This is a genomic window from Amycolatopsis sp. cg13, from assembly GCF_041346965.1.
GTDB lineage: Bacteria > Actinomycetota > Actinomycetes > Mycobacteriales > Pseudonocardiaceae > Amycolatopsis.
The window spans coordinates 3,263,497-3,284,071 of sequence record NZ_CP166848.1 but is presented as its reverse complement, the minus strand read 5'-3'; the positions used below and the strand labels follow the sequence as shown (position 1 = coordinate 3,284,071).

Genomic DNA, 20,575 nt, shown 5'->3' with positions numbered 1-20,575 from the left:
ATGACGTATTACGCCGGGGGCCCGTGGCCTCCCGCAGGACCGCAGCCACCGCCGCCGCGCCGAAAAGCGGGCAAAGCGCTGGGCGCCGTCGCCGCGGTGGCGATCGTCGCGGCCACGCTCGCGCTCATGGCCGTCGTGCCGCACGAGGTGTCCGGGCACGCGATCGCGGCCCCGGACGCCGACGCGATGCCGGACCGCCAGGACGCCAAACCGGTGCGCAAGCTCAGCGGCAATCCGTTGCTGGCCGAGGGCGTCGCGCTCGGCCGGGTGTCGTGCGATCTGCCGGATCTGAGCCGGGACGCGGAGCAGCTCAAGACCTTCTACACCGCGCTGGTCGGCTGCCTGAAACAGGCGTGGCAGCCCGCGCTGGACAAAGCGGACGAGCCGAACCTGCCGGTCAAGGTGTCGGTCACGCTGCCGAAGACCAGCGCCTGCGGCAACGCGCCGTCCCGGGACGAAGCGGTCGCGTACTACTGCGGCGGCGACGCCACGATCTACGCGCCCACCGACTGGATGCTGTCGGACGCCGGGCTGAGCCGGGCCCGGCACCTGGCGACGCTCGCGCACGAGTACGGCCACCACGTCCAGCGCGAGAGCGGCATCCTCGACGCGGCGAGCGCGGAGATGGGTTCGCCGGAGCCGACCAGCGACGCGGACAAGGCCGTCGTGCGCCGGATCGAGCTGCAGGCCAACTGCTTCGGCGCGCTGTTCCTCAACGCCGCGGCGGACCACGGGTCGATCAGCCGGGCCACCGCGAACGCCGCTGTCGCCGACTACGGCCGAGCCGACGACAGCGGCGACCACGGCACCCGCGCGAACCAGTTGGCCTGGGCGAAGGCGGGCTACACCGGAGCCGGCCCGTCCGCCTGCGACACCTGGTCGGCTTCGGCGGACAAGGTCAGCTGACCCGCCACTGCGGGTCGCGGCCCAGCAACCCGAGGAACTGGTCCAGTTCGCTTTCGTCGGTGCTGACCGGCACTACCGGCGCGAAGGTTCCGCGCTCGACGCGTTCCTTCGGGTCGGTCGGGATCATCAGCGCGAATTGCAGGGCGGCGTGCACCGCTTCCGGCACCGGGTCGTAGGCGACGTCGAGGGTCTTGGCTAGGTCCCAGCCGTGCGCGACTGTGTCGACGAGGTGCATCGCGATCGCGACTGTGCCGGGGAAGGTGCCGAAGGTGTTGATGGCGATCTGGCGTTCCGCGACGTCGGCTTCGCCGTACGCGGCGAGATAGTCGGTCACCGAAGCTGCGTACGCGGTGTACGGGTCTTCGCCGAGCTGACCGCTGTCCCAGTCCTTCGCGGAGCCGTTGCGCGCTGCTTCGGCGAAGGCGCGGTTTTCGCTGACTTGGTGGCGGAGCAGATCAGCGAGCGTCCAGCCGGCGCACGGCGTGGACCGGTCGAGGTCCGCCGCGGTGGTCTTCGCGACGATCGGGTCGAGGACGAGGAGGGACTGCCGGTCGAGGTCGAACGTGGTCATGGGCTCACGCTAACCGGCGGATCGGTCCAGGAAGAGAGCCAAAGCGGAGCCAACTGCGGTGGACCAATCTAGGCTGGACGAGTGGACCTGCACCTGGACCTGTCCGGCACCCGCGGCCACCGCGACGAGATCTACCGACAGATCCGCGAAGCGGTGCTCGACGGGCGGCTCCGCGACGGCGACGCGCTGCCGCCGACCCGGGAGCTGGCGCACCAGCTGGCCGTTTCGCGCACCACCGTCACCGCGGCGTACGAACGCCTCACCGCGGAAGGATTCCTCACCGGCCGGGTCGGAGCCGGTACTTACGTGCGGGCCGGCGCCGCGCCGCGCCCTGTCGAACCGGCCGGGCTCGCCGAGGGAGTCCAGCCGCGTCCAGAGTGGACAGACGTGCCCGCGCCGCCTCGGGCGTTCACGGACCCGCCGGAGTTCGATTTCCGTGCCGGAGTCCCGGATGTGCGGCTGTTTCCGTTCGACACCTGGCGTCGCCTGATGACCCAGTCGTTGCGCAGTACCCGCGCGGAGCTGATGACTTACGGCGAACCGCAAGGCGATCCCCGGCTGCGCACCGAACTCTCGCGGCACCTCGCGGTGTCCCGGAACGTTCGCGTACGCCCCGAACATCTCGTGATCACCTCGGGCGCGCAGCAGACGATCGACCTCGTCGCCCGCGTCCTGTTGCGGCCCGGCGATCTGGCTGCGGTCGAGGATCCCGGTTATCCGCCGCCGCGCCTGCTGCTCGGCACGCTCGGAGTCCGCGTCGAGCCGGTTCCAGTGGACGACGAGGGCATCGTGGTCGACGCGATTCCGCCGGGCACTCGTCTGGTGCACGTGACGCCGTCGCACCAGTATCCGCTCGGTGTCGCGATGTCGCCGTCTCGCCGGCGAGCGTTGCTGGATTGGGCTGAGGACAACGGGGCCGTGGTGGTCGAGGACGATTACGACACCGAGTTCCGCTACTCCGGACGTCCGCTGGAACCGTTGCACAGCTTGGATTCTCACGGCCGGGTGGTCTATGTCGGCTCGTTCTCGAAGGTCCTGTCGCCCGCGCTGCGGCTGGGTTTTCTCGCCGCGCCGCCTGCTCTCGCCGAAGCGATCGTGAAGGCGAAGTACCTCGCCGACTGGCATTCCCCGGGGATCGAGCAGGCGGTGGTCGCGGCGTTCATCGCCGAGGGCGGGTTCGCCCGCCACGTCCGCCGGATGCGCGGCATCTACCGCGCCCGCCACGACCTGCTCGTGGACGGCCTGCGCGCAGAATTCGGCGACGTGCTGGAGCCGGTGCCCGCGTCGGCCGGTCTGCACTTGAGCGCGTCGGCGGACCGGGACCTGCGCGGCTTCGCGCGGAAGGCGACCGGGGCGGGCGTCCGGCTGTTCTCGCTCGGCGATTTCTCCGTGGCGGCGCGGCGGCACGGGCTGCTGTTCGGCTACGGCGCGATCGCCACCGATCAGATCGGCCCCGGGCTCGCCCGGTTGCGCCGGGTGTTCGACGGACGAGCGCATTAGCACGAACGGACGCATCCCGCTGGACTTTCGCACACGGCAGCGGGGCCCTAACCTGATGTGACCCGACTCACCGAGGAGAGGGCATCGCCATGCGGATTGCGGATGTGCTTCAGCGCAAGGGCGCGACGGTCGCCACAGTGTCGCCGGGGACGACGGTCGCCGAGCTGCTGGCGGGGCTCGCCCGGCACAACGTCGGCGCGATGGTCGTGGTGGACGCCGAAGGCGGGATCGCCGGGATCGTGTCCGAACGCGACGTCGTGCGCAAGCTCAACGACCACGGGCCTTCGGTCCTGCAGGGGCCGGTCGCGGACATCATGACCACCATGGTCGCCAGCTGCACCCCGGACGATCCGGTGGACCAGCTCAGCGTGGTGATGACCGAACGGCGGATCCGGCACGTGCCGGTGCTCGACGGCGGGCGCCTCGCCGGGATCGTGAGCATCGGCGACGTGGTGAAGATCCGGATGGAGCAGCTGGAGCAGAGCCAGGAACAGCTGGAGGCCTACATCTCCCAGGGCTGACCCCTCACTCGCGCCAGCCGCTGAGTTCGACGCCCTTCGCGACGTCCACCCGGTAGCCGAGCGAGACCGTGGCGGACGCCCCGGGCGCGATCGTGAGCCGCCAGGTGAACTGGCCCAGTTCGGTGCGCTCGACCGGTTCCGGATTCAGCCGCAGGTCCCGCACCGTGATCGAGTCGTCCCGGGAGACCGGGGCCTGGTCGAGCACGGCTACCACGGCTTCGCGCGGGCTGTGGTTGGTCACGGTCGTCAGGTAGTCGGCTTCGCGGCGGCGTTGCGTGGAGAACGTCGCCTTGCTGGCACTGCGCTTGACCAGTTCGCGTTCGACGCGGATCCGGTCGTCGACGCCCAGCGCGAGTTCGAGTTCTTCGCCGGGAGCCCACAGCTCCAGCTGCGTGCTGCCGACGAATTCGGCCTCGTGGAACACCGCGGCGCGACCCGCGCGAAGCGTGTGCTCGGCGGTGTTGACCACCTTCGCGCGCAGGTAGGCCTCCGCGGCCTGCGTCGGTGCGGTCACGTAGTCGAGTTCGGCCGTGAGGTCTAGCTGCGCGAGCGTCGTCCGGTGACCTTGTGCGCCGGACGGGATCGCGACCGGGCGCGCCGGGCGGTAGGTGACCGCGGTGGTGCCTTGCTCTACTGCGGAGAGGTGCGCGGCGAAGCCGTCTCGACCGGCGGGTGCTGCGCCGCCGTACGCCATCGCTGCGGGCGCGGGCGGCACCATCGACCGTCGCTCGGGCTGTTGCCGATCCAGGTACCAGGGCTGGAGTTCCGGGATCACAACGGTGTTCGCCGGGCGGGCCGTAGACAGCGTCAGCTCGCATTCCGGCCAGTCCTCGCCGGTGTGCTGGCTGACGAGTCCGTACGAGGTGACCGTGACGTCGGTACCGCGTACTCGGACGTCGTATCCGGGTTCCCAGCGCGCGCCGGGGACCACATAGGACAGTTCGATTTCGGCGGTGGCAGGGGATTCCAGTTCCACGGTGATCGTCGAACTGTCCTGTTCGGACTGTGCGCTGCGAGTTTCGATCTGCCGGTCTAACGCGGCGAGGTCTTCGCGCAGCCGTTCCAGCCTCGTCGCGAGCGCACGACGTTCCTTGAGCGCCACGGCTAACTGCGTGCTGAGCGCTTCGCTCACTTCCTGGACACGCCCAGGTTCTGCGTCGCCTCCGGCCAACGCCTTCGCGAAGCTTGCTCCGCTGCGTCGCGAGACTCCGGTCAACAGGTCGACGCGTGCCGCAGCAGCGCTCTCGTCGTCCGCGACCTCGTCGACAGTCGCTTGGTCCGCGCGTCGCTGCTCCACGAGCGCGCGCAGCGTCGGGTCGGCAGGCGCGGCGTGCTGCGCGTACGCGACGTCGACGCCAGTTACCAAGGCGTCGCCCGCGCCGCTCACGCGCACCGAAGCAGCGTCGAGCGACAGGGGGAGCCCCGTGATCTCTACGCGGGACCCGTCAGCCGGAGTGACTTGACAGCGACGGGTGACGCGCGCGTTCTGCGGATAGACCGTAACCGTGACTATCGGTGCGTCCATGGCTCCGACGTTAGTCGGTTGACGCGACTTGCGGTTGACGGAACTCTCAACTTGCTCGCCTGCTTCGTCCAGCTTGGGGGTCCTGGTGGGAGTTGCCGCTCGAGTCGCTGCCGTTTTCGTCGCAGTGGCCACGTTGTCCGTGCCCGCGGTCGCTGAAGCGGCTTCGCCGACAGGGCCGGTTTTCACCGATGGTCAAGCACAACCGGTCTTCGATCCGGCTGACGTCATCCGCGAAGACGTCTGGGTCACCGCGCCGGTCGACAGTGACCACGACGGCAAGCCTGACCTCGTACACGCGCAAGTGGTGCGTCCGCGCGCCACGGAGATGGGCATGAAGGTGCCTGTCGTGTACGAGGCGAGCCCGTACTTCGCGGGCGGCAACGACGTGCCGAACCACGACGTCGACACCGAGCTGTACGTGCCGGGTCCGCACGTCGCGGCACCGATCGGATGGAGCTACCAGAACTACTTCACCGCGCGCGGATTCGCTGTCGTGTACGGCGAATCCCTCGGCACCGGGCTGTCCACCGGCTGTCCGACGACCGGCGACGTGAACGAGACGATCGGCGCGCGTTCGGTGGTCGACTGGCTGAACGGCCGCGCTGAGGCGCACGACAAGGCCGGAGCGCCCGTCGCGGCGACCTGGAGCACGGGGAAGACCGGCATGATGGGCGTGTCCTACAACGGCACGCTGCCCAACGCGGTGGCGAGCACCGGGGTCGAAGGGCTCGAGACGATCGTGCCGATCGCCGCTATTTCGAGCTGGTACGGCTACTACCGCAACGCCGGCGCGGTCGTCGCTCCCGGCGGTTACCAGGGCGAGGACACGGACGTGCTCGCCGGCTATGTCTATTCGCGCGCTGACCGGCAGGTCTGCCGTCCGGTGCTCGACGGCCTCACCGCCGATCAGGACCGGCTGACCGGGGATTACAGCCAGTTCTGGGACGTGCGGAACTACCGCGACGACGTCGGCAAGGTGCACGCGTCGGTGCTCGCGGTGCACGGGCTGAACGACTGGAACGTGAAGACCGAGCAGGTCGCGACCTGGTACGAAGCGCTGAAGAAGCACGGCGTCGAGCACAAGATCTGGCTGCACCAGTCTGGCCACGCGGACCCGATTTCGCTGCGCCGCGACGTCTGGCTCACGACGCTGAACAAGTGGATGTCGCACTACCTCTACGGCATCGACAACGGCATCGAGCGCGAGCCGAAGGCGACGATCCAGCGCGAGGACAAGTCGTGGGTCGACGAGGCCGAATGGCCCGCGCCAGGCACTTCGGACGTCGAACTGCACCCGTGGCCGGGCGGACGTTCGACCGGGACGCTCGACCGGCAGCCGGTGCCCGGCCGTCCGACCGTCGAAACGCTGGCCGACGACGCGAGCAAGAAGATCGAACAGCTCGCCGACGCGGCGTCGTCCGGGAACCGCTTGCGCTACCGCACTTCCGCGGTCACTGAGCCGGTCCGGCTGTCCGGAACCGCGAAAGCTGACCTGCGGCTGTCGTTCGACCGCCCTGCCGCGAACGTCACCGCGGTGCTGCTGGACCGTGCGCCGGACGGCACTTCCCACGTGATCAGCCGGGGCTGGACGGATCCGCAGAACCGCGTCAGCCCGTCGGTCACGTCGCCGATCACGCCCGGACAGCGGTACCGCATCGAGGTTTCGCTGATGCCGAAGGACTACATCGTGGCCGCCGGGCATCGGCTGGAGTTCGTGCTGGCGTCCAGCGACCACGACTTCACGCTGCGCCCGGAGCCGGGCACCGGGCTGTCGCTTGACCTGACCGGGACGACGGTGACGCTGCCGATCGTCGGCGGGAAGCAGGCGTTCTACTCGGCGATCCCGGCGCGGTAGGCGAACGCGACGGCTTGGGCGCGGTCGCGCAGGCCCGCCTTGGAGAACAGGTGATTGACGTGCGTCTTCACCGTCGCCTCGCTGACCACGAGGGTGCGCGCGATCTCCGTGTTCGACAGGCCGGCCGCGATCAGCCGCAACACCTCGACTTCGCGCGCGGTAAGGCCTTCGAGTTCTTTCGTGCGCACGGGGGAGCGGCTTGTCGCGGCCGCTACCAGCCGTTGCTGGAGCGCGCCGTCCACAGTGGACTGACCGGCGGCCGCGGAACGGAGCGCGCGGACGATCGCGTCGGCGTCGGCGTCCTTCGTGAGGAAGCCGCGGGCACCTGCTTTGAGCGCGGCGAGCAGGGAATCGTCGTCGGCGTACGTGGTGAGGACGACTACCTCGGTCTTCGGATGCTGCGCGCGGACCAGTTCGGTCGTCTCGACGCCGTCGCGGTTCGGCATGCGCAGGTCAACGAGCAGTACGTCTGGCTGGTGCTCGGCGACAAGTTCGAGAGCCCGTACGCCGTCTGCCGCCGCGCCTACGACCTCGACGCCCGGCAGGAGCCCGAGCAGCGTTACGAGCCCTTCGCGCACCACTGCCTGGTCGTCGGCCAGCACCACGCGAAGTGTCACGCCGGCACTGTCAGCTGAATCCGCCATCCGTCCTCCCCAGGGCCGCATTCGAGCTTCCCGTTCAACAGCGCGACCCGTTCGCCCATGCCACGCAAACCGTATCCCGGCGACGGCGGCTCCGGCGGGCGGCGGCCCTGGTGGTCGATGATCGTTAAGTCGACTTCGTCTTTGTTGAAGGCCACCGTGACGTCTACGGCGGGGCCGCCCGCGTGTTTGCGCGAGTTCGCGAGGGCTTCCTGTACGGCGCGTAGGAGAGTGGTGCCGACAGCTGCGTCTAGCTCGCGTGGTTCGCCTTCGATCACGAGGTCGGCGCGAGAGCCGGTGTCGAGCCTGTACGCGGCGAGAAGGTCTGAGACCGACCGCTCGACGGGTACGGCGTCTTCGCGCAGCGCGGCGACCGCCTTGCGCGCTTCGGCGAGACCGTCTGTCGCCAGCTTCTGCGCGCGTTCTATCTGTGCGAGAGACTCTTCGCTCGCACCGTCGCGGACCAGCATCAGGCGCGCGCCCTGAAGGTTGAGCGCGAGACCGGCGAGGGAGTGCGCGAGGACGTCGTGCAGTTCGCGGGCGATGCGCGCGCGTTCGGCGAGCGCGGCGGCGCGGGCGTGTTCCTCGCTGGCGGTCTGGGCGCGGGCGAGCGCGAGTTCGGTCTGCTCCAGCCGTTCCGCGCGACCCCGGCGGTTGACGGCGAGCAGCACCATCACGACGAGGATCGCGAAGAGGGCGACCGCGTTCAGCCAATCGAGGTCGTAGGCGATCGACCAGACGAGGATCGCCGCCGAAGCCACGGCGAGCGCGACAGCCGCCGCGATCCGGCTGCTCACGCGCAGGGTGTAGAAGACCGCGCCGAACATCGTCGTCGAGGTCCAGCTGCTCGGCTGGATGATCCAGAGCGCTCCCGCCGCCGCGACCACGGCGATCATGGTCGCGGGCATCAGCCAGCGCGGTTTCGACTCGCGGGTGAGCCAGAGCGCCGGGACGGAGAGCACGAGGACCAGCCCGATCAGCGGCCACGTCCACGGCCGCGCGTGCGGGATCGCGAACAGGGGCGGCACGGCGAGCACGCCCCAGCGCACCCAGTCGGCGCCCTCGAACCGCCGCCGGGCGTTGGCGAGCGAGGCCGCCGGTGTGCCCATGGGCCCTCCCTGTCGTCTTGTACGGAAAATGTACTGGCTCGGGCTTGGCTGGAGGTGCTCGGACATTTCCCCCACCAGGAGGTACGCCCCATGTCCAGATTGAGACGGTTCGCGGCGGTCGCGGCCGCGGTGGCCTTGCCCGCGTGCGGCCTGACGCTCGCCGCCCAGTCGGCGGCGTCCGCGGCCCCCAACTTCCAGGCGCCGTTCAAGTGCGGCGTCACGGTCACCGCGGCGACCTTCAGCGGCCACAACCCGGCCAACTCGGTCGACTTCCAGAAGTCCGGCATCACCGGCATGCCGGTGCTCGCGGCCGCGCCAGGGACGGTCACGCGCGTCGCGAACGAGGGCAGCACCAGCTACGGCCGCTGGATCGAGCTGGACCACGGCGGCGGCTGGCGGACCCGGTACGCGCACCTGTCCGAGCAGGAAGTCTCGGTGGGCCAGAGCGTCGGGCAGGGCAAGGAGATCGGCAAGGCGGGCGCGACCGGCGGGGTGACCGGACCGCACCTGCACTTCGAAGAGAACTTGAACGGCGTGACGCAGAAGGCCGTGCTGAACGGCGTCGCGGTGCCGTACTACGGCAAGAAGGACTTCACGAGCAAGAACGGCTGCGGCGGCAACCCGTACTCGGCGACGCAGGTATGCGGGTCGGGCTTCTCGGTGATCGACCAGCAGGCGCTGGGGACGGCGGGCACCGCGTACCTGCTGTACAACTCGTCCTCCAAAGAGAACTGCGTGACGACCCTGAAGGCGGTTTCGCTGGGGACTGCCAGCGCGGTTTCGACGTTCCTGGAGGTGCAGGGCTCGACCAGGGCTACGGACTCGGGGAACTTCACCTACTACGCGGGTCCGGTGAAGAAGACCGCCGGTTCGACGTGCGTCAAGTGGGGCGGTTCGGTCGGCTCTTCGTCGTACGAAAGCCCGTTCGAACACTGCGGCTGAGTGTGTTGTGACCAGTGCTGCCGGAGCCTTTCGCTGGCTCCGGCAGCATTTGTCTATTGTGGACAGTGTTGGCCGATGCACATGCCACCGACAATTTCCGCCGGTTGTCCCCACCAGTGGCCCCGTTGTCCACAACCGCCCGCCGTCGTCCACAGATTTGCCGCGCTGGCCTTGACTCGCGCTTTTCCGGCGCACAGTGGAGGCGTGACCACCTCGACGCCGCCCGGCATCTCCCGGGCCACCCTCCGCAATCCGGCCGACCTCATCGCTTCCCTCCCGTACCTGCTGGGCTTCCGTCCCGCTGATTCCCTGGTGCTGCTGGGTCATCGCGTCCCCGGCACCATGATCGGCCTGATGCTGCGCGCCGACCTTCCGCCGCGAGAACTCCAAGCAGCGCAAGCGGATGCGCTGATCCCGCGCTTCGCCAACCCCGAGCACAACGGTGTCACCGTCGTCCTCGTCGGCGGCTCGCCTGACGAAAACGGTCCACCCCATAGGGAATTCCTAGCCGACCTTCGGCGGGTCCTGACTCGAAACAACCTCCGCTTGTTCCACGCGTTGTGGGCCGCCGAGATCGAACCCGGTGCGCCTTGGTCGTGCTATCTGGATCCGGACTGCAGCGGCGTTGTGCCCGATCCGCAGGAAACGGTCATCGCCGCCGCGACTACGGAGGCGGGTTTCGTCGTCTTTCGCAGCCGTGAAGAGCTAGCCGCCTTGCTGGAACCGCGTTCCCCGGACGCGATCGCTCGTCGCGCCGAACTGCTGGCGTCGTCCCCGGAACCGTTGTACAGCCCCGGAATGTCGCAAAGTGATGTCTTGGACGCTGCGGCGACCGAACTCCGCGACGCGTTCCTCCGCCAGCGCAGAGGTGCTGGCCCGCCCGACGACGACCAGGCCGTTCGGCTGGCTCACGCACTGATGTTCACCCCCATCCGTGACGCGTGCATGGCCCTTGCGGTCCCGCCGCATACGCCGCTGACCCGGGAGGCTGAGGAGGTGTGGCTGACGCTCGTCCGCGAATTGCCTCCGCCGCATCGCGCCGAGGCTGCGCTCTGTCTCGGGTACACCGCTTTGATGCGTGGGGAAGGCGCGTTGGCCGGGATGGCATTGGCGAACGCTGTCGAGGCCGATCCTGGCCATATGGTGGCGGAGTTGCTGCAGGCTGCCTGGAATATCGGCACGGACCCGGCGAAACTGATCGGCCTTGCCGACCTCAGTACGGCGGTGGATCTCGGGTTGTCTCCGCCTTCGGAACCGGGGAGTGCTGCCGAGCCGGGGCCGCCGAGGGGGATGCGATGAACGGGGCTGACCGCGCGGCGGACCGGTGGGTAGCAGAGTTGCGCCCTCGCGAAACGGTTCATCGCCGAGACGGTGGAACGAGGTTCCGTCCGTGGCCTGCGCTGACGGCGCACTGTGCGTCCTAAGCGGACTTTCAGCGCCCGGGTAGGCGCACCCGGGCGATTCCCCCATTGAGGCTCGCCGCAAACGATGCGGCGCGAGGATCCAACCCGGATCCCCGCCCCGAAACATCACCCGCACCAGACTCGTCCGCAGTCCGCAGTCCGCAGCCCGCAGCCCGGGTCGGGGCCCGGCCCGGAATCGCCGTCAGGAAAGACGCGACTGGGTGAACTGCCAAGCGTCCGACACGATCCCGTCGAGGTCGGTCAGCTTGGGCGTCCAGCCGAGTTCTCCGTTGGCCTTGTCGCTCGACGCCACCAGCACCGACGGGTCGCCCGCGCGGCGCGGGGCCACCACGGCGGGGATCGCGTGCCCGGTCACCCGGCGGCAGGCCTCCACGACCTCCAGCACCGAGAAGCCGGTGCCGCTGCCGAGGTTGTAGATGCGGTGCTCGCCGGCGGCGGCGTGGCGCAGGGCGAGGAGGTGGGCGTCGGCGAGGTCGACCACGTGGATGTAGTCGCGGACGGCCGTTTTGTCGGGCGTCGGGTAGTCGTCGCCGTAGATGGAGATGTGTTCGCGGTCGCCGGTCGCGACCTGGAGAACGAGAGGAATGAGATGGGTTTCGGTGGTGTGCCGTTCGCCGAACGCGCCGTAGGCACCGGCCACGTTGAAGTACCGCAGGCTGACCGCGGCCAGGCCGTGGGCGCGGGCGAAGCTGGTGATCGCGTGGTCGATGGCGAGCTTCGACGCGCCATACGTATTGGTCGGCTGCGTCGGGGCCGTTTCCGGGATCGGCGACACGTCGGGCTCGCCGTAGGTCGCCGCGGTCGAGGAGAACACCAGGCGAGGCGTGCCGTGCTTCTTCATCGCCTCCAGCAGTCGCAGCGAGGTCACCACGTTGCCTTCCCAGTACTTCGCCGGGTCGGCCATCGACTCGCCCACCAGCGACTTCGCGGCGAAGTGCAGCACGCCGTCGAAACCCTCGCCGAGAATGTCCGCGGCGACCTCGGCGGCGTCGCCCTCGACGAAACGCGCCTGCGGGTGCACCGCGTCCGCGTGCCCGGTCGACAGGTCGTCCACCACGGTGACCTGGTGACCCGCTTCGATGAGGCGGGCGGCGCACACGCTGCCCACGTACCCCGCGCCGCCCGTCACGATGAGCTTCAGGGGGCTTTGCTGGTCCGTCACGTCAAGGCCTTTCTGCTGAGGGGTGGCGACTCTGCGGCACAGTCTCCCCTCAGAACGACGTGCCGGACCCTCCGGGGGTTGCTCCGGAAATCAGGCCTCGTCGCGGCCCGCGCCGCGCGACGGCACCGCGGTGAACATCCGCGGGCGGCGGAACCCGGCCTGCTCGCAGGCGGTTTCGACCGCGGTGCGCACTCCGTCCAGATCGTCGTCGCGGACCAGCGCGATCGCCGAGCCGCCGAACCCGCCGCCGGTCATCCGCGCGCCCAGCGCGCCGGCCGACCGGGCCGAGTCGACCGCGAGGTCCAGTTCGGGCGTCGAGATGCGGTAGTCGTCGCGCATGCTCACGTGCGAGGCGTCGAGGTACGGCCCGATTTCGGCGAGCTTCTTCTCGCGCAGCAACGCGACCACGTCGAGCACCCGCTGATTCTCGGTGACCACATGGCGCACCAGCGGAACCAGGTCCTCGGGCAGTCGCGCGAGGGCTTCGTCGAGGCCGTCGAGCGCGACGTCGCGCAGCGCCTTCACGCCGAGCAGTTCCGCCGCGCGCTCGGTGCCGCGCCGCCGCGCGCCGTAGCCGCCGTCGGTGTGGGAATGCTTGGTGCGGGTGTCCATGATCAGCACCCGGAGCCCGGCCTCGCCGAGCGGGAACGGCACCTGCTCCATCTCGCCCGAGCGGACGTCGAGGAACAGCACCCGCGAGTCCTCGCAGCACAGCGACGCCGTCTGGTCGAGCAGCCCGGTGGGCGCGCCGACGAAGTCGTTTTCCGACCGCTGCACCCAGCGCGCGATCTCCGGACGCGCGGGAGTGTTCGCTCCGCCGTCTTCGAGTTCCACCCCGGCCACGCCCAGCAACGCCAGCGAAACCGCGCATTCCAGCGCGTGAGAGGAGGAAAGCCCGGCCCCGGAAGGCACGTCGCCGGCGATGACCAGGTCCGCTCCGTCGGCGAAACCCTGGTCGCGCAGCACCCACGCCACCCCGGCGGGATACGCGGCCCATCCGGGCACCGAACCCGGTTCGAGCGCGGCGATGTCGTGCGGGCCGGAGTGCTGCAGCTGCCCGTCGTCGCCGAGGGTGGCGACCTGGAGCTTGCCGTCCTGGCGCGGGGACGCGGCCGCGGCGAGCCGGTGCGGGAGCGCGAAGGGCAGCACGAAACCGTCGTTGTAGTCGGTGTGCTCGCCGATCAGGTTCACCCGGCCCGGCGCGGACCACACGCCTGCCGGGGCCCGCCCGTGGACCTCCCGGAACGCGCGCGCCGCGTCGGTCGCCGGGGTCACTTGGCGAGCGCCAGCACGGCGTGCAGCGCCGCGGTGGACACCTGCGCCGTGGTCTCGGTGCCCTTGACCTCGACGGTCGCGCTGCCGCCGGAAGCCTTGCCGACCGTGACGAGCCCGCCGGGCACGATCCCGACCGTCCGCAGCTCGGTGAGCAGCGACTCGTCGAGCTGCACGTGCTCGGCGATGCGGCGGATCTCCACCTCGCCGCCGCCGGTGCGGGCGTACTCGTCGAGGCGCACCAGGCCGTCCTCGGCGCGCGGCGCGGGATCGCCGTCGCCGAGCTTGTCCAGGCCGGGGATCGGGTTGCCGTAGGGCGACGTGGTCGGGTGGTCGAGCAGCTTCACCAGCTTGCGCTCGACGGCCTCGCTCATCACGTGCTCCCAGCGGCACGCCTCGTTGTGCACGTGCTCCCACTCGAGGCCGATCACGTCGACGAGGAGGCGTTCGGCGAGCCGGTGCTTGCGCATGACCGCGACGGCGAGGTCGTGGCCGTGGTCGGTGAGCTGCAGATGCCGGTCGTCGGCGACGACGACCAGCCCGTCGCGCTCCATCCTGGCCACGGTCTGGCTCACGGTGGGCCCGCTCTGCTGCAGCCGCTCCGCGATCCGGGCCCGCAGCGGGACGACACCTTCCTCTTCGAGCTCGTAGATGGTACGCAGGTACATCTCGGTGGTGTCGATGAGATCGTTCACGCTGTCCCCTTCGTCCGCGTAGCTCATCGTAGTCGTTGGCCCCGACAGCGACGGCCCGCCTCGGCGTAACGGCGCGGCCTCGCCGAAAAGTCCTGCCCTGATGCGCGAACCGCGTCCGGACCTGCAGGATGGGGCCATGCGACCGTTGATCTCGCCCGCTGAGCTCGCCGCGTTCCCCGATCGCGAGCGTCCCGTCGTGCTGGACGTCCGCTGGCGGCTCGGCGGACCGCCCGGCGCGGAGTCCTACCAGGAGGGACACGTGCCCGGGGCGGTGTTCGTCGACCTCGACACGGCGCTGGCCTCGCCGCCCGGAGACGGCGGCCGACACCCGCTGCCCGACCCCGCCGTGCTGCAGCGTGAGCTGCGCAAAGCGGGCGTTCGGGACGGGCGTCCGGTGGTCGTGTACGACGACGCCGACGGCTCGGTCGCCGCGCGGGCCTGGTGGCTGCTGCGCTGGGCCGGCCATCCGGAGGTCGCGGTGCTCGACGGCGGTTACACAGCGTGGCTGGCCGAGGGGCGGGAAGTGACGGCCGAGGTGTCGTCGCCGGAGCCGGGCGATATCGAGGTCAAGCCAGGCGGCATGCCGGTCCTGTCGGCGGACGACGCGGCGGCGCTCGCGCGCGAAGGCGTGCTGTTCGACGCGCGGGCGCACGTCCGCTACACGGGCGAGACCGAGCCGGTCGACCCGCGCGCCGGGCACATCCCGGGTGCGGTGAGCGCGCCGTCGTCCGAGCACGCGGGTGCGGACGGGCGCTGGAAGTCGCCGTCCGAGCTTGCCGAGCGGTTCGCGTCGCTGGGTTCGGCCGAGGGCGTTCCGGTCGGCGCTTACTGCGGTTCGGGCGTGACCGCGTCCTCGGTGGTGCTCGCGCTGGAGGTAGCCGGGCGTGCGGAGCCCGCGGCGCTGTATGCGGGGTCGTGGTCGCACTGGTCGCGGGATCCGGAACGTCCGGCGGCCACCGGCCCCGAACGCGGCTGAATTCGTCGGAACTTTCGGTGCCGCGGGCCGACTTCTCGTCCGGAAGGCTTTTCCAGGCGAGAGGCGGCGTTCATGGAGCGAAGGACATTCCTGCGCGGGTCGGCGGCGGCCGGAGCGGCGATGGCGGCGACGTCCGCCGCGGCGGTACCGGCTGCTGCGGCGGCTGGGGCTGCTGCAGGGACCGAGGCTGCATCGACCGGAGCAGCGACCGGGGCGGCGGCGACTGAGGCCGCGGTCGGGCGGCGGCCGTTGCGGGTGCAGGTCGTGTTGTTCGACGGCGTCGAGGAGCAGGACTTCGCCGGTCCGTACGAGGTGTTCTCCGCGGCGGGCATGCACGCGAAGCGCGGCACGGACGTTTCATACGTGCGCGTGGACGGGCCGGGCTTCGTGCGCGCTTCGTACGGGACGAAGGTGGAGGTCGAGCGCGGCTGGTCCCCGCAGGACGCTGACATCATCGTCGTGCCCGGCGGCGGTTACGGGAAGCGGAAGGGGCCGGGCATCTGGGCGGAGATCGACCGCCGGGTGCTGCCGGACGCGCTCGCCGCCGCGCCGCGCAAGGGGCTGACTCTGGCGTCGCTCTGCACGGGCACGCTTCTGCTCGGCGCGGCCGGACTGGTGCGCGGACGTCCGTGCACGACGCACCACGGCGCGGTCGAGACGCTTGTCCAGCAGGGAGGCGTGGTCAAGAAAGCCCGCGTGGTCGACGACGGCGACGTGGTCACCTCGGGCGGCATCACGAGCGGGCTGGACCTGGCCTTGTGGCTGGTCAAACGGGAACTCGGCGCCGACGCGGCGGCCGGGCTGGAGGAGATGCTGGAGTACGAGGCGCGCGGCGTCGTCTGGACGCGCGGCTGAGTTTCGCCCTGTCGCGGAATCCGGCGGCTGAAGGGGCGCGTGGGTGGGTTCTGGCCTGTTGCGGAATCCGGCTCGGAGTGTGGCGGCTGAAGGGGCGCGCGGCTGGGTTCCGGCCTGTCGCGGAACCGGGCTCGGGGCGCGGAGGCTGAAGCGGCATGTGGCTGAGTTCCGCCCCGCCGCGGAACCCGGCTCGGGGCGCGGCGGGGAAGTACAGTGCGGGGCATGTCGTCGCCTGCAGTTGTCTGGGATCCGTCGCTGCTGAAGTACGACCTGGGCGGGCACCATCCGTTCAACCCCGTCCGGCTCGACCTCACCGTGCGGCTCGCCGCTGAGCTGGGCGTGCTCGACGGGGTCGAACTGCTCGTGCCCACCGCGGCCGGCGACGAGGAGCTGCTGCGCGTGCACGCGCCCGAGTACTTGGCCGCGGTGCGGGAGGCTCCGGACGTCAGCTGGGACGTCGGGCACGGGCTCGGGACCGACGACAATCCCGTGTTCCCCGGGATGCACGACGCGACCGCGCTGGTCGTGGGCTCGACGCTGCTCGCCGCCCGCAAGATCGCCGACGGCGAGGTGCGGCGGGCAGTCAACATCGCGGGCGGGCTGCACCACGCGATGCGCGATCACGCCTCCGGGTTCTGCATCTACAACGACTGCGCGATCGCCATCTCGTGGCTGCTCGACCACGGCTTCGACCGCATCGCGTACGTCGACACCGACGTGCACCACGGCGACGGCGTCCAGGCCGCGTTTTACGACGACCCGCGCGTCCTCACCGTTTCGATGCACCAGCACCCGTTCACGCTCTGGCCCGGCACCGGCTACTCCGCCGAGGTCGGCAGGGGCAAGGCATCCGGCACGGCGGTGAACATCCCGCTGCCGCCGCACACGCGGGACCCCGGGTGGCTGCGGGCGTTCGACGCGGTCGTTCCCGCTGTGCTGCAAGAGTTCCAGCCGCAGCTGCTCGTCACGCAGTGCGGGGTCGACTCGCACGAGGAAGACCCGATGGCGGACATGTCCCTGTCGGTCGACGGCCACCGCACCATCTACTCCACCCTGCGCGACCTCGCCGAACGCTATGCGAACGGCCGCTGGCTGGCCGTCGGCGGCGGGGGATACCAGCTGATCCGCGTGGTGCCGCGCTCGTGGACGCACCTGATGGCGACCGTGCTGGACCGCGACGTCCCGCCGGAAACGCCGCTGCCGCCCGGCTGGGTCTCGACGGTCCAGCGCGCCGCCCCGGCGGCCGACCTCCCCGCCGCGATGACCGACGGCAAGGACACCGCCTTCAAACCGTGGGGCGACGACGCGGACGACCCGGTGGACATCGCGATCCGCGACACCCGCCGCGCGATCTTCCCGCTGCACGGCCTCGACCCGGACGATCCGAGGGACTGACCATGCCCGACCAGCCTCGCCATCCCGGCTCCGGCGCGCACCGCACGACGCCCGGGCCAGGAGCGCGGAATCCCGAAGGCACCGGAACGCTCGGATCGGCCGCCGCCAAGCACAGCGAGGGCGGCGCACCGGGCGGACCCGCGCGGAGCGGCGTGCCGGGTGCCTCCCGCGGGGCTTCGACCGCGAACCCGGCGGCTGGCGGACGCGCGGCCCCGGAATGGCTTGCGCCAGCTGGAGAACCCGGGGCGATGAGCGGCGGTGGGCGATGAATGGCGGCGATGCGACGGGCGGCGACGGGACGGCGGGTGAGACTGGAGCCGCCGGTTTCGGGATGAGTGGAAACGCGCCGGCGGGGAACTCCGCCGCGGACAGCAGCAACGCGGCGTCCGGCCCGTCCGCGGCCAGGGAACCCGGCGCGGCGGACGGGAGCGCCACGGCGAGAGGTGAGGCGATGTCTGGCGATTTCGGAGCGGAGGATTCTGCGGCGGCTGGCAAGCGGGTGGCGTCGGACCATTCCGCTTCGGCAGAGCACCCCGCCCCAAGCGGAAAGCGCGATCCTTACGACTACCCCCGCGATTGGGAAGCCGACGTCGTCCTCTCCGACGGCGGCACTGTCCACTTGCGACCCGTCGTGCCCAGTGACGCCGACGGGCTCGTCGCGTTGCACGGCAGGCTTTCCGAGCGCACCCGGTACTTCCGGTACTTCGGCGCCTACCCTCGCATCCCGCCGCGGGATCTTGAGCGGTTTTCCACTGTGGACCACCACGATCGGGTCGCGTTTGTGGCCTTGCTCGGGGACGACGTGGTCGCGGTGGGGCGCTACGAGCGGCTCGATCAGGGGCCGTCGGCGGAGGTCGCGTTCGTCGTGGACGACAAGCATCAGGGGCGCGGGCTCGGGTCGATTCTGCTGGAGCACCTCGCGGCGGCGGCGTCGGAGAGCGGGCTGCGGCGGTTCGTCGCGGAGGTGCTGAGCGAGAACGCGGCGATGGTGCGCGTGTTCCGCGACGCGGGCTACCAGGTCAGCCGCGCGATCGAGGAAGGCGTGCTGCATCTCGAGTTCGACATCGACCCCACGGAGGAGTCGCTCGCGGTCGCGCGGTCGCGGGAGCAAGCCGCGGAGGCGCGGAGCGTGCACAATTTGCTGCATCCCGACACGGTGGCGGTGATCGGGGCCTCGGCGGATCCCACCAAGGTCGGGCATGTCGCGTTCGCCAATATGCTCGCGGCCGACTTCGCGGGGGCCGTTTACCCGGTCAATCCGGAGCATCGGTCGGTTCGCGGGGTGCGGGCGTATCCGTCGGTGCTGGATATTCCGGATCCCGTCGATCTCGCGTTGGTGGCGGTGCCCGCGGAGGCTGTCGAATCGGTGTTGGACGCTTGTTTGGCCAAGGGCGTCAAGACGCTGGTGATCGTGTCCGGCGGGTTCGCCGAGTCCGGGCCGCTCGGGTTGCACGCGGAGTTGCGGCTGGTCGGCGAGGCGCGGGCGCACGGGATGCGGGTCGTCGGGCCGAATGCGTTGGGGGTGCTGAATACCGCGAAGGACGTTCGGCTCAATGCGACGCTCGCGCCGCGATTGCCGAAGCGGGGGCGGACTGGGTTCTTCTGTCAGTCAGGCGCGCTCGGGACGGCGATTCTTGCCGACGCGGGGTCGCGCGGGCTCGGGTTGTCGACGTTTGTGTCGGCGGGCAACCGGGCGGATGTGTCCGGCAATGATCTGCTGCAGTATTGGGAAACCGATCCCGACACCGATCTGGTGTTGCTGTATCTGGAGTCGTTCGGCAATCCGCGGAAGTTCGCGCGGCTTGCGCGCAGGTTGGCGCGGTCGAAGCCGATCGTGGCGGTGAAGTCCGGGCGGCATGCGGTGCGGCCGCAGCTCGCGGCGACGTCGGCGGAGGTCGACGAGGCCAGTGTGCAGGCGTTGTTCGAGCAGGCTGGCGTCGTGCGGGTCGAGTCGCTGGCGCAGTTGTTCGACACGGCGCTCGTGTTCGCGCATCAGCCGTTGCCGGCGGGGCCTCGGATCGGGATCGTCGGGAACTCCAGTGCGATCGGGTTGCTGGCCGCCGACACCGCCCGCGCGGAGGGGCTGCGGCTGGCGTTCGATCCGGTCGACATCGGGCCGCAAGCGGGACCGGACGAGTTCGCGACGGCGGTGCGCGAAGCGTTGGATTCGCCGGAGACGGACGCGTTGATAGCGGTGTTTGCGCCGCCGGTGGCGATTCCGGGGGCTGCGTACGCGCGAGCGTTGCGCGAAGCGGTGTCGGAGATGAAGCAGTCGAAGCCGATTGTCTCGACGTTCCTTGCGGCGGAAGGTGTGCCGGACGAGCTGGCGGTGCTGTCCGACGACGGCGTGCCGACGCGTGGGTCGATTCCGTCGTATTCGAGCCCGGAGCGCGCGGTGAACGCGTTGGCGCGCGTGGTGCGGTACGCGGCGTGGCGGCAGCGGCCGCAGGGGACGTTGGTGCGGCCTGGCGGGCTGCATGTCGAGCAGGCGCAGGAGATCGTGCGCGAGTTGTTGCCGGAGGACGGCAGTTCGACGCTGTTGTCGGACGACGACGTGGTGCGGTTGCTCAGCTGTTACGGCGTGGATGTGGTGCCGTTCCGGGTGGCGTCCAGTGAGGACAGCGCAGTGGCCGCCGCGGCTGAACTCGGTTACCCCGTCACGTTGAAGGCGGTGGACGAGCGGTTGCGGGGGCGGCCGGACTTCGCGGGCGTACGGCTTGACCTGATGTCCGAAGACTCCGTACGCGGTGCGTACCGGGATCTGTGCGCGGTGTCGGGCGACGAAGACGTGTACGTGCAACGGATGGCGCCGAAGGGGTTGTCGTGCGCGATCGGGCTGCAGGACGATCCGTCGTTCGGCACGCTCGTGTCGTTCGGGCTGTCCGGGTTGGTCAGCACGCTGCTTGGCGACCGCGCGTACCGGGCGGTGCCGTTGACGGACGTTGACGCGGCGACGCTGATTCGTGAGCCGCGTACGTCGCCGTTGCTGACGGGGTATCGCGGTGATGAGCCTGCGGACCTCGCGGCGTTGCAGGACATGGTGTTGCGCGTCGCGGCGCTCGCGGAGGACAACCCCGAGGTGCGGTCGTTGGCGTTGGATCCGATCCTCGCGTCGCCGGACGGGGCGTTCGTCGCCAACGCGCGGCTGGTGGTGGGCGCACCGCCGACGCGGCCGGATACCGGACCGCGTCGGCTGCGGCACATCACGCCGTTGGACTCGTGAGCG

17 protein-coding genes are annotated in these 20,575 nt (G+C 70.4%); 10 read left to right on the top strand and 7 right to left on the bottom strand.

What is annotated here, in order from left to right; translation table 11 throughout:
- Entirely contained in the window at positions 1-906 is a 906-nt protein-coding gene (locus tag AB5I40_RS14825; RefSeq protein WP_370939072.1) for a neutral zinc metallopeptidase, read from the top strand.
- Here AB5I40_RS14825 and AB5I40_RS14820 read toward each other — a convergent pair.
- Positions 899-1,477 (bottom strand): TIGR03086 family metal-binding protein, encoded by a 579-nt coding sequence (locus tag AB5I40_RS14820; protein ID WP_370939071.1) that lies wholly within the window; start codon positions 1,475-1,477, stop codon positions 899-901. The genes AB5I40_RS14825 and AB5I40_RS14820 overlap by 8 nt on opposite strands.
- Positions 1,478-1,558: 81 nt before the next feature.
- On the opposite strand from AB5I40_RS14820, the gene AB5I40_RS14815 reads away from it, so the two are divergent.
- Positions 1,559-2,977 (top strand): PLP-dependent aminotransferase family protein, encoded by a 1,419-nt coding sequence (locus tag AB5I40_RS14815; protein ID WP_370939070.1) that lies wholly within the window; start codon positions 1,559-1,561, stop codon positions 2,975-2,977.
- An 89-nt stretch (positions 2,978-3,066) separates the two neighbouring features.
- The gene (locus tag AB5I40_RS14810) at positions 3,067-3,498 is read left to right on the top strand and encodes a CBS domain-containing protein (RefSeq protein WP_370939069.1); all 432 of its coding nucleotides are present in this window, start codon (positions 3,067-3,069) and stop codon (positions 3,496-3,498) included.
- Positions 3,499-3,502: 4 nt separating this feature from the next.
- Here AB5I40_RS14810 and AB5I40_RS14805 read toward each other — a convergent pair whose 3' ends face one another.
- Positions 3,503-5,023 (bottom strand): DUF4139 domain-containing protein, encoded by a 1,521-nt coding sequence (locus AB5I40_RS14805; protein WP_370939068.1) that lies wholly within the window; start codon positions 5,021-5,023, stop codon positions 3,503-3,505.
- Positions 5,024-5,147: 124 nt separating this feature from the next.
- Here AB5I40_RS14805 and AB5I40_RS14800 point away from each other — a divergent pair, with 124 nt between their 5' ends.
- Positions 5,148-6,878, top strand: coding sequence for a Xaa-Pro dipeptidyl-peptidase (locus tag AB5I40_RS14800; RefSeq protein WP_370939067.1), 1,731 nt, complete (start codon positions 5,148-5,150; stop codon positions 6,876-6,878).
- Here the strand turns inward: AB5I40_RS14800 and AB5I40_RS14795 are convergent.
- Positions 6,854-7,495 (bottom strand): response regulator, encoded by a 642-nt coding sequence (locus AB5I40_RS14795; RefSeq protein WP_370939066.1) that lies wholly within the window; start codon positions 7,493-7,495, stop codon positions 6,854-6,856. The two genes, AB5I40_RS14800 and AB5I40_RS14795, sit on opposite strands and share 25 nt — an antisense overlap.
- On the bottom strand, positions 7,492-8,628 hold the full coding sequence (locus AB5I40_RS14790) for a sensor histidine kinase (RefSeq protein ID WP_370939065.1): 1,137 nt from the start codon (positions 8,626-8,628) through the stop codon (positions 7,492-7,494). Before AB5I40_RS14790 ends, AB5I40_RS14795 begins: the two co-directional genes overlap by 4 nt.
- Positions 8,629-8,718: 90 nt before the next feature.
- Here AB5I40_RS14790 and AB5I40_RS14785 point away from each other — a divergent pair, with 90 nt between their 5' ends.
- Entirely contained in the window at positions 8,719-9,570 is an 852-nt protein-coding gene (locus AB5I40_RS14785) for a M23 family metallopeptidase (RefSeq protein WP_370939063.1), read from the top strand.
- A gap of 204 nt (positions 9,571-9,774) precedes the next feature.
- Positions 9,775-10,869: a DUF4192 domain-containing protein gene (locus AB5I40_RS14780; protein WP_370939062.1), complete on the top strand. Its 1,095-nt coding sequence runs from the start codon at positions 9,775-9,777 to the stop codon at positions 10,867-10,869.
- Between the two features lie 306 nt (positions 10,870-11,175).
- On the opposite strand, the gene galE is transcribed toward AB5I40_RS14780, so the two are convergent.
- The 3 genes from galE to AB5I40_RS14765 form a co-directional block, all read right to left on the bottom strand.
- Positions 11,176-12,156 carry a UDP-glucose 4-epimerase GalE gene (gene galE, locus AB5I40_RS14775; protein WP_370939061.1) on the bottom strand — a complete coding sequence of 327 codons (981 nt, stop codon included), beginning with the start codon at positions 12,154-12,156 and terminating at the stop codon, positions 11,176-11,178.
- Positions 12,157-12,246: 90 nt separating this feature from the next.
- Positions 12,247-13,431: a galactokinase gene (galK, locus tag AB5I40_RS14770; protein ID WP_370939060.1), complete on the bottom strand. Its 1,185-nt coding sequence runs from the start codon at positions 13,429-13,431 to the stop codon at positions 12,247-12,249.
- Complete coding sequence (locus AB5I40_RS14765) at positions 13,428-14,150, bottom strand: metal-dependent transcriptional regulator (RefSeq protein WP_344267907.1); 723 nt, start codon at positions 14,148-14,150, stop codon at positions 13,428-13,430. The genes galK and AB5I40_RS14765 overlap by 4 nt, the downstream gene beginning before the upstream one ends.
- A 109-nt stretch (positions 14,151-14,259) precedes the next feature.
- On the opposite strand from AB5I40_RS14765, the gene AB5I40_RS14760 reads away from it, so the two are divergent.
- From AB5I40_RS14760 to AB5I40_RS14745, 4 genes are all read left to right on the top strand, one after another.
- Entirely contained in the window at positions 14,260-15,099 is an 840-nt protein-coding gene (locus AB5I40_RS14760) for a sulfurtransferase (protein WP_370939059.1), read from the top strand.
- A gap of 72 nt (positions 15,100-15,171) precedes the next feature.
- Positions 15,172-15,954, top strand: a complete 783-nt coding sequence (locus AB5I40_RS14755; protein ID WP_370939058.1) for a DJ-1/PfpI family protein — start codon at positions 15,172-15,174, stop codon at positions 15,952-15,954.
- A gap of 222 nt (positions 15,955-16,176) precedes the next feature.
- Positions 16,177-17,349, top strand: coding sequence for an acetoin utilization protein AcuC (locus AB5I40_RS14750; protein ID WP_370939057.1), 1,173 nt, complete (start codon positions 16,177-16,179; stop codon positions 17,347-17,349).
- Positions 17,350-17,680: 331 nt separating this feature from the next.
- The gene (locus AB5I40_RS14745) at positions 17,681-20,572 is read left to right on the top strand and encodes a GNAT family N-acetyltransferase (RefSeq protein WP_370939056.1); all 2,892 of its coding nucleotides are present in this window, start codon (positions 17,681-17,683) and stop codon (positions 20,570-20,572) included.
- The last annotated feature ends 3 nt before the right edge of the window (positions 20,573-20,575 follow it).

Coding starts and splice junctions, on each gene's coding strand:
- AB5I40_RS14825 (WP_370939072.1), top strand. CDS start 1: ATGACGTATTACGCCGGGGGCCCGTGGCCTCCCGCAGGACCGCAGCCA.
- AB5I40_RS14820 (WP_370939071.1), bottom strand. CDS start 1,477: ATGACCACGTTCGACCTCGACCGGCAGTCCCTCCTCGTCCTCGACCCG.
- AB5I40_RS14810 (WP_370939069.1), top strand. CDS start 3,067: ATGCGGATTGCGGATGTGCTTCAGCGCAAGGGCGCGACGGTCGCCACA.
- AB5I40_RS14805 (WP_370939068.1), bottom strand. CDS start 5,023: ATGGACGCACCGATAGTCACGGTTACGGTCTATCCGCAGAACGCGCGC.
- AB5I40_RS14790 (WP_370939065.1), bottom strand. CDS start 8,628: ATGGGCACACCGGCGGCCTCGCTCGCCAACGCCCGGCGGCGGTTCGAG.
- AB5I40_RS14785 (WP_370939063.1), top strand. CDS start 8,719: ATGTCCAGATTGAGACGGTTCGCGGCGGTCGCGGCCGCGGTGGCCTTG.
- AB5I40_RS14765 (WP_344267907.1), bottom strand. CDS start 14,150: ATGAGCTACGCGGACGAAGGGGACAGCGTGAACGATCTCATCGACACC.
- AB5I40_RS14760 (WP_370939059.1), top strand. CDS start 14,260: ATGCGACCGTTGATCTCGCCCGCTGAGCTCGCCGCGTTCCCCGATCGC.
- AB5I40_RS14755 (WP_370939058.1), top strand. CDS start 15,172: ATGGAGCGAAGGACATTCCTGCGCGGGTCGGCGGCGGCCGGAGCGGCG.
- AB5I40_RS14750 (WP_370939057.1), top strand. CDS start 16,177: ATGTCGTCGCCTGCAGTTGTCTGGGATCCGTCGCTGCTGAAGTACGAC.
- AB5I40_RS14745 (WP_370939056.1), top strand. CDS start 17,681: ATGAGTGGAAACGCGCCGGCGGGGAACTCCGCCGCGGACAGCAGCAAC.